The organism is Mycolicibacterium sp. XJ662 (assembly GCF_053484035.1).
This window is the reverse complement of sequence record NZ_JBEFTL010000007.1, coordinates 19,362-35,244: the sequence shown is the minus strand read 5'-3', so window position 1 is coordinate 35,244 and position 15,883 is coordinate 19,362. Positions and strand designations below refer to the sequence as shown.

General features: G+C 66.5%; 11 protein-coding genes and 1 tRNA gene. 10 read left to right on the top strand and 2 right to left on the bottom strand.

Features of this window, described 5'->3' with window-relative positions:
• The first annotated feature begins 25 nt into the window (after positions 1-25).
• Positions 26-949 carry an SDR family NAD(P)-dependent oxidoreductase gene (locus tag ABQE93_RS18390; protein ID WP_448409689.1) on the top strand — a complete coding sequence of 308 codons (924 nt, stop codon included), beginning with the start codon at positions 26-28 and terminating at the stop codon, positions 947-949.
• On the opposite strand, the gene ABQE93_RS18385 is transcribed toward ABQE93_RS18390, so the two are convergent.
• Entirely contained in the window at positions 910-3,900 is a 2,991-nt protein-coding gene (locus tag ABQE93_RS18385; protein ID WP_448409690.1) for a PQQ-dependent sugar dehydrogenase, read from the bottom strand. The genes ABQE93_RS18390 and ABQE93_RS18385 overlap by 40 nt on opposite strands.
• Positions 3,901-4,249: 349 nt before the next feature.
• Here ABQE93_RS18385 and ABQE93_RS18380 point away from each other — a divergent pair, with 349 nt between their 5' ends.
• From ABQE93_RS18380 to ABQE93_RS18365, 4 genes are all read left to right on the top strand, one after another.
• Complete coding sequence (locus ABQE93_RS18380) at positions 4,250-4,615, top strand: hypothetical protein (RefSeq protein WP_448409691.1); 366 nt, start codon at positions 4,250-4,252, stop codon at positions 4,613-4,615.
• 289 nt (positions 4,616-4,904) lie between these two features.
• Complete coding sequence (locus ABQE93_RS18375) at positions 4,905-5,378, top strand: MarR family winged helix-turn-helix transcriptional regulator (RefSeq protein WP_448409692.1); 474 nt, start codon at positions 4,905-4,907, stop codon at positions 5,376-5,378.
• Positions 5,379-5,398: 20 nt separating this feature from the next.
• The gene (locus tag ABQE93_RS18370; protein WP_448438073.1) at positions 5,399-7,024 is read left to right on the top strand and encodes a glutamate synthase-related protein; all 1,626 of its coding nucleotides are present in this window, start codon (positions 5,399-5,401) and stop codon (positions 7,022-7,024) included.
• Positions 7,021-8,991, top strand: coding sequence for a thiamine pyrophosphate-dependent enzyme (locus ABQE93_RS18365; RefSeq protein ID WP_448409694.1), 1,971 nt, complete (start codon positions 7,021-7,023; stop codon positions 8,989-8,991). Before ABQE93_RS18370 ends, ABQE93_RS18365 begins: the two co-directional genes overlap by 4 nt.
• Positions 8,992-9,050: 59 nt before the next feature.
• On the opposite strand, the gene ABQE93_RS18360 is transcribed toward ABQE93_RS18365, so the two are convergent.
• Positions 9,051-9,123: transfer RNA gene (locus tag ABQE93_RS18360), tRNA-Arg, on the bottom strand.
• A gap of 103 nt (positions 9,124-9,226) precedes the next feature.
• Between ABQE93_RS18360 and argS the strand changes: the two genes are divergently transcribed.
• From argS to thrB, 5 genes are read left to right on the top strand one after another with little or no spacing between them, the layout of a single operon-like run.
• Complete coding sequence (argS, locus tag ABQE93_RS18355; RefSeq protein WP_448409695.1) at positions 9,227-10,879, top strand: arginine--tRNA ligase; 1,653 nt, start codon at positions 9,227-9,229, stop codon at positions 10,877-10,879.
• Positions 10,876-12,294 (top strand): diaminopimelate decarboxylase, encoded by a 1,419-nt coding sequence (gene lysA / locus ABQE93_RS18350; RefSeq protein ID WP_448409696.1) that lies wholly within the window; start codon positions 10,876-10,878, stop codon positions 12,292-12,294. Before argS ends, lysA begins: the two co-directional genes overlap by 4 nt.
• Positions 12,295-12,297: 3 nt before the next feature.
• Positions 12,298-13,626 carry a homoserine dehydrogenase gene (locus tag ABQE93_RS18345; protein WP_448409697.1) on the top strand — a complete coding sequence of 443 codons (1,329 nt, stop codon included), beginning with the start codon at positions 12,298-12,300 and terminating at the stop codon, positions 13,624-13,626.
• Complete coding sequence (gene thrC / locus ABQE93_RS18340) at positions 13,619-14,704, top strand: threonine synthase (RefSeq protein WP_448409699.1); 1,086 nt, start codon at positions 13,619-13,621, stop codon at positions 14,702-14,704. The genes ABQE93_RS18345 and thrC overlap by 8 nt, the downstream gene beginning before the upstream one ends.
• A 17-nt stretch (positions 14,705-14,721) precedes the next feature.
• Complete coding sequence (gene thrB / locus ABQE93_RS18335) at positions 14,722-15,663, top strand: homoserine kinase (protein WP_448409701.1); 942 nt, start codon at positions 14,722-14,724, stop codon at positions 15,661-15,663.
• Positions 15,664-15,883: the final 220 nt, after the last annotated feature.

Genomic DNA, 15,883 nt, shown 5'->3' with positions numbered 1-15,883 from the left:
GCGGCCATCTGGTTAATTTGCCACCGTGTCTACAAACTGGTCGCCGACCCGACTCGGCAATCTGAGCGGCAAGCGCGTCATCGTCACCGGAGCCACCAACGGAGTAGGTCTCGCGACGGCCACGGCTCTTGCACGCGCGGGCGCGCAGGTGATTCTCGCGGTCCGCAATCTCGAGCTCGGTGCGCAGCGCGCGGCGGAGATGGGCGGCGACACGTCCGTCGTCAAACTCGACCTCGCCGATCAGTCCTCGGTGCGGGCCTTCCCCAACTTGTTCGACGGTGACGTCGACATCCTGATCAACAACGCTGGCATGGTGGCGCAGCGGCGAAGCAACACGGTCGACGGCTTCGAAATCACGCTGGGCACTAACTTCCTCGGCCCGTTCGCCCTGACCAACCTGTTGTTTGAACGGGTGCGTTCGCAGATCATCAACGTCGGCTCCGACGCGCACAAGATGGCCAGTATCGCGTTCGACGACCTGCACCTGCGCACCCGTCGCTGGTCGGCGTTTCCCGCCTATACGCGCTCAAAGCTCGCCGTGATGCTGTGGGGCCTCGAACTCGACCGACGGCTACGCGAATCAGGCTCACCGGTCTCGACCCACCTGACGCACCCCGGCTGGGTGGCGTCGAACCTGTCCCAAGTTTCGGACAAGCGGTTGATGTCGACCTTCCATACGGTCGTGAAGTCCGTGGCCGGCGTGCTGGCCAACGATGTCGACGCAGGCGCCGCCCCGACGCTGTACTGCATGACCGAGCCGATTCCGCCGGGCAGCTACGTCGGCATCGACAGCAGGCTCGGGTTGAAGGGCGGCCCGACGCTCAGCGGGCGTGCCGCAGCCGCCTGTGACTACGAAAACGCCAGGAAACTATGGGAATTCGCGGAGCGCGAGACCGGCACCAGCCTGCCTCAGACCACCACCGCAGCGCCCGACGGGACCAGCTCGTAGGTCACCGTGTAGGTGGTGTCGCCCTCCGGGGTGACGATGGTGTGGCTCTGTGCGCCTCCATCGGACCAACTGACGAACACCAGTTGCCCGCCCGTGCCGGGTTGCGGCGACGGCGCGTTGAGGACGCGCTCGACGCCCACCACGGCCTGCTCCTCGACGTAGGAGCCCTTGTAGGGGATCCCGTCGATGGTGAAGGTGGCGTTGGGATCGCTGGCGTTGAACGTGAGCTTGACCAGGTTCGGCTTGATGTCCTTGTATACCGTGGTGGACAAGCCGCTGGAGTCGGTCACCGTCAGCGCAATCCGGTAGAAGGTGTTGCCGAGCTGATCGCGGGTGCGCGGGATGGTGACCGTACCGGTCGGCCCGGTGATGTTGTCGCGGAACGGATGCACGTGGTCGGCGTGGTGGAACACCACCGACCACTTGTAGGCGCTGGCCGGTAGCGCACCGTCCTGATCATCGGACCCGATACCGCTGAACGACACGGTGTCGCCGGCGTTGTACTTGTCCGGGACATCGGTGATCTCGACGACCGGCGGCGTGCTGCCGACCACGATCCGCTGGGTCGCGGTGCTGGTCTTGTCACCGTCGGTCACCGTCAAAGTCACGGTGTAGGCGGTGAAGTCGGCGCCAGTGTTGGTGAAGACGATGGTCGGGTTGGCCTCGGTCGAGGTGCGGCCGTTGCCGAAGTTCCACTCGTAGCTCAGCTCGTCACCCTCGGGGTCGGTGGATTCGCCGGCCGAGAAGTGGACCTCCAGCGAGTCCTCGGCGGTGTAGGTCGACGACGCGGTGAGCACGGCGGTCGGGCCCCGGTTACCGCCGGACGGCCGGATGACCGAGAGTGTGCCGGGGTAGATGTTCAGCTGATAGAGGTTGCCGTCGGGCCCCTGGTCCAGTTTGACGGTGGTGCCGGCCTGGTTGTCGAACATGCGCTCGCTGATCAGGCTGGTGAACTCGGAATCGAACGTGAGCTCTTTGATCCAGCCGACCGAGTAGTCGGCGATGAACACCTTGTTCTGGTATTCCTCGGGGAACGTGCTGCCGGTGTAGACCACGACCGCGGTGATCGAGCCCGCGTTGGCCGGCGGCGTGGAGTGCCGGTAGGCGTAGATGGGATCGACGTAGGCGCAGTCGTTTCCGCTGCAGAAGCCTTCGACCGCGGGCCAGCCGTAGTTCGCGCCGGCCGTGACGACATTGAGTTCTTCCCAATTCGCTTCGCCCACATCGCCGACCAACAGCTGGCCGTCGGGAGTGAAGGTGAACCGGAACGGGTTGCGAAGCCCGATGGCGTAGATCTGCTCGACCGCGTCCGGGTGGCCGACGAACGGGTTGTCTTCGGGCGCACTGCCATCGCGGTTGAGCCGCAGGATCTTGCCGTGGATGTTCGTCAGGTCCTGAGCGTTGCCGCTCTCGGTGTTGTCACCCACCGCCCAGTAGAGATACTCGCCGGCCGGGTCGAATTGGATCTCGCCGCCGTGGTGGAAGTTGTTGCCCAGCTCGGTCGACTTCAGCAGCTCGACCGGCTCGCCCACCACCTGGAATGAATCGTCAAGTGTCAGCTTCGAAAGCCGGTCATAGTTGTCTGCGCCCGTGTAGGCGACGTAGATGGTGTGGTAGCCGGGTTGACCGGTGTCCCAGAACTGCGGGTCGATCTCGATGCCCACCAGTCCGCGTTCACCGTCGGCGGTCACGGTTGGCAGGTTGATCAACGTCGCCACATTGCCGGTGGCCGGATCGTAAACCTTGATCGCCCCGGCCTTCTCGGTGATGAAGATGCGATGAATCTCATCGGGATGATCTGAGTCGGCGAGGATGTCGAAGTCCGTCGGTTCGTTGAGGCCCGACACGATGGCGACGCGTTCAAGCTCGGCCGGCAATCCCGTGGAATCCGCGCACTGCGCGAGGAACTGGGTGAGCTCCGTCGAGATCGCCCGGCCCTGCGGCGAGTTGCCGAAATCAGTTATCGCGTCGGTGATCTGGGTTGTGACGTAGTTGACGAACCGCCCGATCGGGGTGCGGTTCAGGGCGTCGATGACCCGGGTGACTTCTCGGCGCGCGATTTCCAGCACCGCGGCCACGATCGGGGGTGCTGCAGGCGCTCCGCCGCCCGAGCCCGCCCCGCCGCCGCCTCCGTTGATCGCGCCGGCCACGACGTTGACCACATGGACCACACCGTTGATGACGCCGCACACGCATTCGGTCACCTTGGCCTGGATGTGGTGCACAACCTCCTCGGGTGTCGGCAGGCTCGGCAGTGCGGCCGCAATTCGGTTGGTGGATGCGGCCGTTGGGTTTGCGGCGGCGCTCAACAGCGCGACGGTCTCGGTGTCGGTTGACGATTGGGTGGTCGACGTGTCGGCGGTCTCGGCCCGTGTTTCGGAGCCTTTGGTGCTCACCACCTGGGCGACCGTTTCGGTGTCGACGTCGGTTTCGGTCTTTGCCTCCGATGCCGGCGTCGGCTCGGTGTGCGTGGCGTCGTTGTCGTCTTCGGCCGAGGTTTCTTCTTCGGCGTCGGTGAGGTCGGTGTCGTCGACGGCCTCGCCCTCGCCATCATCTGCGTCCTCGAGGTCCTCCTCGTCCTCCACGTCCTCGAGGTCGTCTACGTCTTCGAGGTCGTCTGTGTCCTCGTCGTCGATGTCCTCGGTGGGTTCTTCGGAGTTGGGAGTACTGGTGTCGGTTTCGTTCGTCGACGTGTTGTCGGACTCCGACGTGTCCGAAGACTCCGAGGACGGCGACGACGCCGACGAAGCAGACGAGGTGGAGGTGGAGGTGTCGTCTGCCCACGCCACACCGGGCATGGCAACCACACCGGCGACGCCCAACGCGACGGCGAGCGCGCCGACGCGACCGATGTATTTGGCATAGCCGGCCGCTGCCGCTCGGGTCGCGTTCCTCGAACGCGCAACTGTGGCGTGTGCGCCTTGCGCGTCGGTGTGATCGGCGGCCGGCATGGATCCCCCCAGGTTTCGTCGACGTCACTACGACTTCGCCAGCAACTATGGCATTTCCGATCGACTGGCACGTCAAAATGCAGCACACCGGCAACGTGTCGGATGTGATGAACATCATGCATTCATATCCACAGTTTGCTGTCGATACTGTGAGCGCCGCATTTCTCCTTGTCGAAGGCTTGGACTGTCAAACGAGCGAGTTGCATGGCGCGAGGTGGTGTAAACGCGCCGCGCAAACTCCGACGAGGCCGCGAAGGCGCCGGCGGCCCGTCCGCCGTCGCCCGGCATGCCGACGTCGCGCATGCCTCGTTTACGCTGACGTCGACAGTGAGTAGCAAAGGAGACGAGGATGGCGTGGTTTCTGGCACTGCAGGGGTCGGCCCACCAGACTCATCAGTCGTCGGCATATGAGCTTCAGGACACAGTGGATCTGGACAAGCTCGCAGAAGAACTCGCGAGCGCGGCGACGCTGGACCGGGTCGTTCCGGTGGCGGCGATGCTGCCGCAGTCAAAAGGTCGCCGTCAGAAGGTGACGCTGTACGTGCGGCCGGCGGCGTGGGGGATGTGGACCTTCTACCAGATGTCGGAGGAAGATCAGCGTCAGCTCATCAAGGAGAACCCCCTGCTGAACGCGCTGGCGCAGGGCGTCGCGCAACGCGCCCAGGGGCAGGGCCAGGGTAATCCTGCGCAGAACCCGCTGTTCGGTCAGCGATAGCTCGCGCCGAGATTGCAGCCAGGCTGTTCGGCGTGACGGACCCCTGGACGTCGAGCGGGACGTGACTCCGTACTGCCGCCGCACAACCGCACGGGTCTAGGGGTCCGATTCGGACCGCTCTTAGTTGATGGCGAAACTAAAATTCCACAACCACTGAAGTCGATCATCCACGGCTATCGCTCCGTAATACGCGTGGCAGACACGGCGAGCGCACCGAGAGTAATACCATCAGCGAGTGTGGTGTACTGCGATATTAAGTTTCGCTAGCAACTAGTATGGACGTCTGCTGATGGTGGAGGTGGAATGGCTCAGCGGGGCCGAGCAGCAGATGTGGCGTGGATATCTCGACAGCACTCGGCTGCTGTTGCGGGCATTGGACCGTCAGCTGGAAGTCAATGCCGCCATCTCTTTCGCGGATTATGAGGTTCTCGGATTGCTGTCCGAGGCGCCGCAGCGGCGGTTGCGGATGAGCGAGATCGCCGGGGCCGCCGTGACGACACGCAGCGGGGTGACTCGGGCGGTGAACAGGCTCGCGGACGCCGGGTGGTTGCGCCGCGTCCCGTGCCCGGAGGACAAGCGGGGCCTCTTTGCAGAGCTCACCGAAGCCGGGTTCGCGAAATTGCAATCGGCCGCTCCGGGGCATGTAGCGACGGTGCGGCGAAATGTATTCGATCTGCTCAGTCCCCGCGACGTCAGGCTATTCACTCACGCCTATGCCGAGATCCGGGCGCACCTGCTCGACGACGCCGAGCGCCCCGACTAACCAGAGGAAAGCCCATAAAGATGACACCAGAAGCGACAACCGGCGTGAAGGTGGCATCCCTTTCCGACCTGGCTGACAACGCTCCCTTCGCCACCGCTGCGGCGGGCGTGGACCTTGTACTCATCCGACGCGGTGAGCACGTCTCTGCGCTCTACGGGCGCTGCGCACACCGGGGTGCGCTGTTGGGCGACGGGCATGTCGACGGAAACCTTGTGGTGTGCGACGTGCACGGCTGGCGTTACGACGTTGACACCGGCGTCTCGCCGGTCAACCCCGCGGTGGGTTTGGCAACGTTTCCGGTCTGGGTCCGCGACGGGGGCGTGTACGTCGATCAAACCGCGATCGCCGAGTTCGCCGGGGCCAACGCCCAATCGTATGGCGACGACGGCTATCAGGGCCGGTGGGTCAAGCCTGCCAACACCGCCGAAGAACCGTTCAATACCCAGATCCACGAGCTTGCCACCCACGGACTGAGCAAGGTCGGGAAGCACGGTCCTACAGCGGCGATGGGTGTTTCGCGTACCCAGCTGCCTTCATGGGATTCGATCCAGCTGGTCACTGCGCAGCTGGCCCGATTACCGCTGCTCGATGAGGAGCCGGTCAGCACCGAGACCGTCATCGGTCCGGGGGCGAAACGCCCGCTGGTGCTTGATATTCCGCTGTTCGTCAGCGATATGAGTTTCGGGGCGTTGTCCCAGGAGGCCAAGACGGCACTTGCCGCCGGTGCGGAACTCGCCGGAACCGGGATCTGCTCCGGTGAGGGAGGCATGCTTCCCGAAGAGCAACAGGAGAATTCGCGGTACTTCTACGAACTGGCTTCCGGCCGGTTCGGATGGAGCTTCCAACACCTGACCAAGGTTCAGGCGTTTCACTTCAAAGGAGGCCAAGGCGCCAAAACCGGTACCGGTGGGCACCTTCCCGGGGCCAAGGTGGTCGGCAAGATCGCCGAGGTGCGCGGCTTACCCACGGGCACGTCGGCGATCTCGCCGGCACGGTTCCCGGACTGGACGTCGCTGGCGGAGTACAAAGACTTCGCCGCGCAGGTCCGCGAGGCCTCGGGCGGGATCCCGGTCGGCTACAAGCTCAGTGCCCAGCACGTCGAGCGGGACCTCGATGCCGCGCTCGAGATCGGTGTCGACTACATCATCCTCGACGGCCGCGGCGGCGGAACCGGTTCGGCCCCAACCATCTTCCGTGACAACATCTCGGTCCCCACCATTCCGGCGCTGGCCCGGGCCCGGCGACACCTGGACCGCAGTCAAAGCACGATCACCCTGGCCATCACCGGCGGCATCCGTACCCCCGCCGATATGGTCAAGGCGCTGGCTCTGGGGGCCGACGCGGTCGGCATCGCCAACAGCGCGATTCAGGCCATCGGCTGCGTCGGTATGCGCGCCTGCCAGACCAACACCTGCCCGGTCGGCATCGCCACCCAAGACCCGCGCCTGCGCGCTCGGCTGCCGGTGCGGCCGGCGGCCGAACGCTTGAACCGGTACCTGCGTTCTGCGGTGGAGCTGATGGTGGTGCTGGCCCGGGCCTGTGGGCACCGGCGCCTTGCCGATTTCACCCTCGACGATCTGACGACGTTCGACCGCGACTTCGCCTACCTCAGTGGAGTCCCCTACGCAGGAGTGACGCCACTATGACTGTCGACGACGACACCGGTACGGCCAGCCAGAAACTCGACTGGCACAAAGCCGCCGAGCCCGGCGAACTCGACGAGGGTCAGGTAGCGGCGTGCCCCGTCGGGCTCAAGACGGTGGCGTTGACCAAGCTGCACGGACGCTACGGCGTTATCGACAACCGTTGCCCGCATCAAGGCGGCCCGCTCGGACAGGGAACCCTCGAGAACGACAAGATCCGTTGTCCCTGGCATGGTTTCGACTTCGACCCGTTCACCGGCGAAGCCGCCGGCGGACCAGACTTCGATGTCGCGACCTATCCGGTGCAGGTGCGCGAGGACGGAATCTACGTCGGCACCCCGCCTGCTGCGCCCGCGAAGCGGACCGTCAGCGATGTCTTGGTCGAGACCATGACCAATTGGGGTGTCGACACGGTTTTCGGGATGGTCGGTCACTCCAATCTCGGCATCGCCGAGGCCATGCACCGCGCGGAAAGCTCAGGCAAGTTACGGTATTTCGGCATCCGCCATGAAGGGGCGGCGGCGTTCGCGGCAGCCGCCTACGGAAAGCTCACCGGCCGTCCCGCGGTCTGCTTCGGCATCGCGGGCCCGGGCTCGACGAACCTGCTGACCGGGCTCTATGACGCCAAGGCCGACCGGGCGCCGGTGCTGGCATTGTCCGGCAATGTCGATTCCGCGGTAGCCGGCAAAGGGGCGTTTCAAGATATCGACCTGTTGGCGGCGTTCGCCGATGTCGCCGTCTACTCGGAGATGGTGCGCGCGGGCTCCGAACACGCCGAGCTGATGACCCTGGCGCTCAAACACGCCATTCTCGAACGCGGGGTCGCCCACCTGGTCGTGCCCGACGAAGTTCAGATCGTCGAGGACCCTGATCAACGATCGTCGGGGCCCGAGGGCCGGATGCCCGATCTGCGGGTCGCGCCGCCGGAGACGGCGCTGGAGCAGGCGCTCGACCGCATCGCAGCGGCGACTCGCCCGGTGATCATCGTCGGAGCCGGTGCGAAATTCGACATGCCGGCCATCGTGGCGTTCGCCGAGCGTCTGCAGGCACCGGTGTTGACCACCTTCAAAGCCAAGGGCCAGCTCTCCGACGAGCATCCGTTGGCCTGCGGCGCGCTGGGCAGGTCGGGCACCCCGGTCGCATCTTGGATGATGAACAAGGCCGACTTGCTGGTGGTGTTCGGCGCGTCGTTCTCGAATCACACGGGCATCTCGCCGTACAAGCCCGTTGTGCAGGTCGACACCGACCCGATGGCGCTGGGGCGCTTCGATCCGGTGGCGGTGCCGGTGCTCGGCGATGTGGGGGTGACGGCGTCGGTTTTGACGAAGCGGCTGCGTACGCACCCCGGGCTGGTCGACCAACGCCCGGAAGTCGCCGAGCGGTGGGCAGTGTGGCGCAGCGAGAAAGCCCGCCGCGCCGCCAAGCGCCCCGATGGTCGGGTCGCTGCCGCGACGGTCTTCGCCGAACTCAGCGGCCTCGCTCCGGCCCACGCCGTGCTCGCCGTCGACGTGGGCAACCATGCCTACTCGTTCGGGCGGTACTTCGAGACCAAAGACCACCAGTCGGTGTTGATGTCGGGCTACCTGGGCTCGATCGGTTTCGGGTTTCCGGCTGCGATGGGCGCATGGGCCGCCGCGCCCGACCGTCCCATCATCGCCGTCACCGGTGACGGCGGCTTCGGTCAGTACCTTGCCGAGTTCACCACGGCAGTCAAGTACGACATGAACATCACTCACATCCTGCTCAACAACGGTGAACTGGGCAAAATCACCCAGGAGCAGCGCAGTTCCGAATATCAGGTGTGGCAGACCTCGCTGCATAATCCGGATTTCGCCGCGTTTGCCAGAGACTGCGGGGCGTACGGGAAACAGGTCGCCAGCTCGGCCGAGCTGAACTCCGCTATCGGAGAAGCGCTCAGCCACCCCGGGCCTGCGCTGGTCGAGATCCTCACCGATGCGGGGTCGAACTGAGCCGTTCGTCCGCTACGAGGTCTCGGTGTGCTGCGGGGCTGAACTGCGGCTTTGAGGAGTGCCCCCGGCAGGATTCGAACCTGCGGCCTTCTGCTCCGGAGGCAGACGCTCTATCCCCTGAGCTACGGGGGCGCACTCGACGAGCTGCGCCAATTGGGCCTGCACAGCCTAACGCATCACGGGTGCAGGAAACGGATTCGGGGGCTGACCACCCAAGACCATAGGATGGACCCCCGTGACCCCCGCTGACCTCGCCGAGCTGCTCAAGACCACCACCGCCGCGGTGCTGGCCGAGCGTGGCCTGGACGCCTCGGCGCTGCCGGCCACCGTCACCGTCGAGCGCCCGCGCAACCCCGATCATGGCGACTACGCCACCAACCTTGCCCTACAACTGGGCAAGAAGGTCGGCGTCAACCCGCGTGAGCTGGCCGAATGGCTGGCCGCCGCGCTGGCCGACCGCGACGGCATCGCCGCCGCCGACGTCGCCGGCCCCGGGTTCGTCAACCTGCGCCTGGAGGCATCGGCCCAGAACGCCATCGTCGCCAACGTCCTGGCCGCCGAAAACCGCTACGGGCGTTCCGACGCCCTAGCCGGTCAGCGGATCAACCTCGAGTTCGTCTCGGCCAACCCCACCGGGCCCATCCACATCGGCGGCACCCGCTGGGCCGCCGTCGGCGACGCACTGGGCCGGCTGCTGTCCACCCAGGGCGCCGACGTCACCCGCGAGTACTACTTCAACGACCACGGCGCCCAGATCGACCGGTTCACCAGCTCGTTGATCGCGGCCGCCAAGGGCGAGCCCGCCCCCGACGACGGGTACGCCGGCGACTACATCAAAGAGATCGCCGCCCAGGTGCTGGCCAAGGAAGCCGATGCGCTGAGCCTGCCCGACGACCAGATGCGCGAGACCTTCCGCGCCATCGGCGTCGACCTGATGTTCAGCCACATCAAGCAGTCACTGCACGACTTCGGCACCGTCTTCGACGTCTACACCCACGAAGACTCGATGCACACTTCCGGCCGGGTCGAGCAGGCCATCGCCAAGCTCCGCGAGGCGGGCAGCATCTACGAAAAGGACGGCGCCGTCTGGCTGCGCACCACCGACCACGGCGACGACAAGGACCGCGTCGTCATCAAGAGCGATGGCGCCCCGGCCTACATCGCCGCCGACATCGCCTACTACCTCGACAAGCGTGAGCGCGGCTTCGACCTGTGCATCTACATGCTCGGCGCCGACCACCACGGCTACATCGCCCGGCTCAAGGCCGTCGCCGCGGCCCTCGGTGAGGACCCCGCCACCGTCGAGGTGCTCATCGGCCAGATGGTCAACCTGGTCCGCGAGGGCCAACCGGTGCGGATGAGCAAGCGGGCCGGCACCGTGATCACCCTCGACGACCTGGTCGAGGCCATCGGTGTGGACGCCGCCCGCTACTCGCTGATCCGGTCCTCGGTGGACAGCCCGATCGACATCGACCTCGCGCTGTGGTCCTCGGCGTCGAACGAAAACCCGGTCTACTACGTGCAATACGCGCACGCGCGGCTGTCGGCGCTGGCGCGCAACGCCGCCGAACTCGGCGTCTCCGCCGACGCCTCGAACCTGCAGCTGCTGACCCACGACAAGGAAGGCACCCTGATCCGCAACATCGGCGAGTTTCCGCGCGTGCTGAAAACCGCTGCGGACCTTCGTGAACCGCATCGGGTGTCGCGCTACCTCGAGGACCTGGCCGGCGACTACCACCGGTTCTACGACTCCTGTCGCGTCCTGCCCCAAGGAGACGAAGCGCCCAACGAACTGCACGGCGCCCGGTTGGCGCTGTGCGAAGCCACCCGCCAGGTCATCGCCAACGGCCTGGGCATCCTCGGCGTCACCGCACCGGAGCGCATGTGATCGCCCATCCCGCCGGACCCCGCCACGCCGAAGAGGTACATCACGGCGATACCCCGCCGCGCCCACAGTCGGCCGACGATGTGTTGCTGCTCGCGCCGAACGTCTGGCCGCGCAACGCTGTTCGCGGCGACGACGGCGTGGTGTCCATCGCCGGGGTGCCGGTCACCGACATCGCCGCCGAGTTCGGGACGCCGGTCTTCGTCGTCGACGAGGACGACTTCCGGACCCGCTGCCGCGAGATCGCCGATGCGTTCGGCGGGGGAGAGTACGTGCGCTACGCCGCCAAGGCGTTTCTGTGCACCGAGATCGCCCGCTGGGTCGACGAGGAGGGTCTGGCGCTCGACGTGGCCAGCGGTGGTGAGCTTGCTGTCGCACTGCACGCCGGATTTCCTGCCGATCGAATTGCGTTGCACGGCAACAACAAATCCATCGACGAGCTGACCGCCGCGGTCAAGTCCGGGGTCGGTCATGTGGTCGTGGACTCCATGATCGAGATCGACCGCCTCGACGAGATCGCCGGCGCCGCGGGCGTGGTGCAGGACGTCTTGGTGCGCGTCACCGTCGGCGTCGAAGCGCACACCCACGAGTTCATCTCCACCGCGCACGAGGATCAGAAGTTCGGCCTGTCGTTGGCGACCGGCGCGGCGATGGAGGCGGTGCGCCGGGTCTTCGTCGCCGACCACCTGCGGCTGGTCGGCCTGCACAGCCACATCGGGTCCCAGATCTTCGACGTCGCCGGCTTCGAACTCGCCGCGCACCGCGTCATCGGTCTGCTGCGCGACGTGGTCGCCGAATTCGGCGTCGACAAGACGTCGCAGATGTCGACCGTCGACCTCGGCGGCGGCCTGGGCATCTCGTATTTGCCGCACGACGATCCGCCGCCGGTGGCCGAACTGGCCGCCAAGCTCAGCGCCATCGTCCGTGACGAGTCGGCGGCGGTCGGGCTGCCGACCCCGCGGCTGGTCGTCGAACCCGGCCGCGCGATCGCCGGACCCGGCACCATCACGCTCTATCAAGTGGGCACCGTCAAAGACGTCGCCGTCGCCGCTGATCGCTACCGCCGCTACGTCAGCGTCGACGGTGGGATGAGCGACAACATCCGCACGTCGCTGTACGACGCCGAATACGACGCCCGGCTCGTGTCCCGGGTCAGCGACACCTCGCCTGCGCTCGGCCGAATCGTCGGAAAACACTGCGAGAGCGGCGATATCGTGGTACGCGATACGTGGGTGCCCGACGACATCGCGCCCGGCGATCTGCTCGGGGTGGCGGCCACCGGCGCCTATTGCTATTCGATGTCGAGCCGCTACAACCTGATCGGTCGCCCTGCCGTGGTAGCCGTGCGCGACGGGCGGGCCCGCCTGATCCTGCGCCGGGAGACGGTCGAGGACCTACTGAGCCTGGAAGTGAGGTAAGCGATGAGCAGCGACGAAAGGCCCGTCGGCGTAGCGGTCCTCGGACTCGGCAACGTCGGCAGCCAGGTGGTGCGCATCATCGAGGACAGCGCCGACGACCTCGCCGCGCGGATCGGCGCTCCGCTGGTGCTGCGTGGTGTCGGCGTCCGACGGGTGGCCGACGGCCGCGGCGTGCCGGTGGAGATGCTCACCGACAATGTCGAAGAACTCGTCTCCCGCGACGACGTCGACGTCGTCGTCGAGTTGATGGGACCGGTCGAACCCGCCCGCAAGGCCATCCTGTCGGCGCTGGAACAGCGCAAGTCGGTGGTCACCGCCAACAAGGCGCTGATGGCGATGTCGACCGGTGAGCTCGCCCAAGCGGCCGAACACGCCCACGTCGACCTGTATTTCGAAGCGTCGGTCGCAGGAGCGATCCCGGTGATCCGTCCGCTTACCCAGTCGCTGGCCGGGGACACCGTGCTGCGGGTCGCCGGCATCGTCAACGGCACCACCAACTACATCCTCTCCGAGATGGACAGCACCGGCGTCGACTACGAAAGCGCCCTCGCGGACGCCGTCGCGCTGGGCTACGCCGAAGCCGACCCGACCGCCGACGTGCAGGGCTACGACGCCGCTGCCAAGGCCGCGATCCTGGCCTCGATCGCGTTCCACACCCGCGTCAGCGCCGACGACGTCTATCGCGAAGGCATCACCAAGGTCAGCCCGGCCGACTTCGCCTCGGCGCGCGCTCTTGGCTGCACCATCAAACTGCTCGCGATCTGCGAGCGGTTGACCACCGACGAAGGTCAACAACGGGTTTCAGCCCGGGTGTATCCCGCGCTGGTGCCGTCGGACCACCCGCTGGCCACCGTCAACGGCGCCTTCAACGCCGTGTTCGTGGAAGCTGAGGCCGCCGGCCAGTTGATGTTCTACGGCCAGGGCGCCGGGGGAGCGCCCACCGCATCGGCGGTGATGGGTGATCTCGTGATGGCCGCGCGCAACCGGGTGCAGGGCGGCCGCGGACCCCGCGACTCCAAATACGCCAAGCTGCCGATCGCCCCGATCGGCTTCATCCCGACCCGCTACTACGTCAACATGAACGTCTCCGACTTGCCGGGCGTATTGTCCTCTGTCGCAGCGGAATTCGCCAAGCGCGAGGTGAGCATCGCCGAGGTGCGCCAGGAGGGCATGGTCGACGAGGACGGCCAACGGTACGGCGCCCGCATCGTCGTCGTCACCCACCAAGCCACCGACGCGGCGCTGTCAGAGACGGTCGGCGCCCTCGCCGACCTCGACGTCGTGCAGAGCATCAACAGCGTGCTCCGCATGGAAGGGACCACGAATGAGTAGCGCACCGCCCACGGCCGTGCACCAACCCTGGCCCGGGCTGATCGCCGCCTACCGGGACCGGCTGCCCGTGCAGGACGGGTGGACCCCGATCACGCTGCGCGAAGGCGGCACCCCGCTGGTACCGGCACCCAGGCTGTCCGAATACACCGGCTGCACCGTGCATCTCAAAGTCGAGGGGCTCAACCCGACCGGCTCGTTCAAGGACCGCGGCATGACGATGGCCGTCACCGAGGCGGTGGCCCGCGGACAACAAGCGGTGCTGTGCGCGTCCACCGGCAACACCTCGGCCTCGGCCGCCGCCTACGCCGCCCGGGCGGGCATCACCTGCGCCGTGCTGGTGCCCCAAGGTAAGATCGCGATGGGCAAGCTCGCCCAAGCCGTCATGCACGGCGCCAAGATCATCCAGATCGACGGCAACTTCGACGACTGCCTGGAACTCGCCCGCAAGCTCACCAACGACTTCCCGACCGTCTCGCTGGTCAACTCCGTCAACCCGTTTCGCATCGAAGGGCAGAAGACCGCGGCGTTCGAAATCGCCGACGCGCTGGGCACCGCACCGGACGTGCACGCGCTGCCCGTCGGCAACGCCGGAAACATCACGGCCTACTGGAAGGGTTACACCGAGTATCACCGCGACGGCCTGTCCGACCGGTTGCCCCGGATGCTCGGCACCCAGGCCGCCGGCGCCGCGCCGCTGGTCCACGGTGCGCCGGTGAGCAACCCCGAGACCATCGCCACCGCCATCCGGATCGGCTCGCCGGCCTCGTGGAACACCGCGGTCGAAGCCCAGGAACAATCCGGGGGCCGCTTCCTGGCCGCCACCGACGAAGAGATCCTGGCCGCCTACCACCTGGTCGCGCGTACCGAAGGCGTCTTCGTCGAGCCCGCGTCCGCGGCCAGCATCGCCGGGCTGCTCAAATCCGTCGAGGACGGCTGGGTGGCCAAGGGCTCCACGGTGGTGTGCACGGTCACCGGTAACGGCCTCAAGGACCCCGACACCGCGCTGAAGGGGATGCCGGCCGTTACGCCCCTACCCGTCGACCCCGTTGCCGTGGTCGAGAAGCTCGGTCTGGTTTAGCAGGTGACGCCCCAGTGATGCCGATGCTGCCGGCCGGTTTGACGGCGACCGCCGTCGTCGCCGCATCCAGCGCCAACCTCGGTCCCGGTTTCGACAGCCTGGGCGTCGCGTTGGGTCTGTACGACGAGATCGTCGTGGAGACAATCCCGTCCGGGCTCAGCGTCGAGGTCGAGGGTGAAGGTTCCGGCCAAGTGCCGCTGGACGCATCGCACTTGGTGGTGCGTGCGATCGAGCGCGGTCTCCAGGCCGCCGGCGTCACCGTTCCCGGCATGATCGTGCGGTGCCGCAACGACATTCCGCATTCGCGCGGCCTGGGCTCATCTGCCGCGGCGGTGGTCGGCGGCCTTGCTGCCGTCAACGGCCTTGTCAGCCAAGCAGGTTCGACACCTTTGACCGAAGGACAGTTGATCCAGCTGTCCTCGGAGTTCGAGGGCCATCCCGACAACGCGTCGGCTGCGGTGCTCGGCGGCGGGGTGGTGTCCTGGACCGAACATGACGGGACCACGACACGCTATGCCGCCGCGCCGCTACGGCTGCACCGCGACATCCGCCTGTTCGCCGCGATCCCGCGGCAGCGGTCGTCGACCGCCGAAACCCGCGTCCTGCTGCCCGACCGGGTCGACCACACCGACGCCCGGTTCAACGTCAGCCGCGCCGCCCTGCTGGTGGTCGCGCTGACCGAGCGGCCCGATCTGTTGATGGCGGCGACCGAGGACGTGCTGCACCAACCCCAGCGCGCCGTGGCCATGCCGGCATCCACGGAATACCTGCAGACGCTGCGGCGTTGTGGCATTGCAGCGGTGCTTTCCGGAGCAGGGCCGTCGGTGTTGGCGCTGAGTACACAGCCCGATTTGCCGGCCGAAGCCCTGGAATTGGGTGCCGCGACCGGGTTCACCGTCAATGAAATCGCAGTTGGCGACGGCGTCCGCTGGACGTCGGGTGTCGCCGTTCGGAGTTAAATTGCAACACCGGCCGCACGTGTCGTTCTTGCTTCCAGCTCCGATGCGCGTTATTCTCGCTTTTGTCCAGCAATCGCAGCGTCTCTGCCTGCGCCGACACTAGGACACCACTCATTTTCCCCGTGATTTACCCATGGGCTGACGGTTCGTCATACCGGCGAATCCCGGCAATCACCGTTGCAACCACAGCGGTGGCGCCCACGCGTTGAGCGGATCAGCT

What these genes read in the sequence shown, in the direction of transcription:
- ABQE93_RS18385 (WP_448409690.1), bottom strand. Translation starts at nt 3,900, where the DNA reads ATGCCGGCCGCCGATCACACCGACGCGCAAGGCGCACACGCCACAGTT.
- ABQE93_RS18380 (WP_448409691.1), top strand. Translation starts at nt 4,250, where the DNA reads ATGGCGTGGTTTCTGGCACTGCAGGGGTCGGCCCACCAGACTCATCAG.
- ABQE93_RS18375 (WP_448409692.1), top strand. Translation starts at nt 4,905, where the DNA reads ATGGTGGAGGTGGAATGGCTCAGCGGGGCCGAGCAGCAGATGTGGCGT.
- ABQE93_RS18370 (WP_448438073.1), top strand. Translation starts at nt 5,399, where the DNA reads ATGACACCAGAAGCGACAACCGGCGTGAAGGTGGCATCCCTTTCCGAC.
- ABQE93_RS18365 (WP_448409694.1), top strand. Translation starts at nt 7,021, where the DNA reads ATGACTGTCGACGACGACACCGGTACGGCCAGCCAGAAACTCGACTGG.
- ABQE93_RS18345 (WP_448409697.1), top strand. Translation starts at nt 12,298, where the DNA reads ATGAGCAGCGACGAAAGGCCCGTCGGCGTAGCGGTCCTCGGACTCGGC.
- thrC (WP_448409699.1), top strand. Translation starts at nt 13,619, where the DNA reads ATGAGTAGCGCACCGCCCACGGCCGTGCACCAACCCTGGCCCGGGCTG.
- thrB (WP_448409701.1), top strand. Translation starts at nt 14,722, where the DNA reads ATGCCGATGCTGCCGGCCGGTTTGACGGCGACCGCCGTCGTCGCCGCA.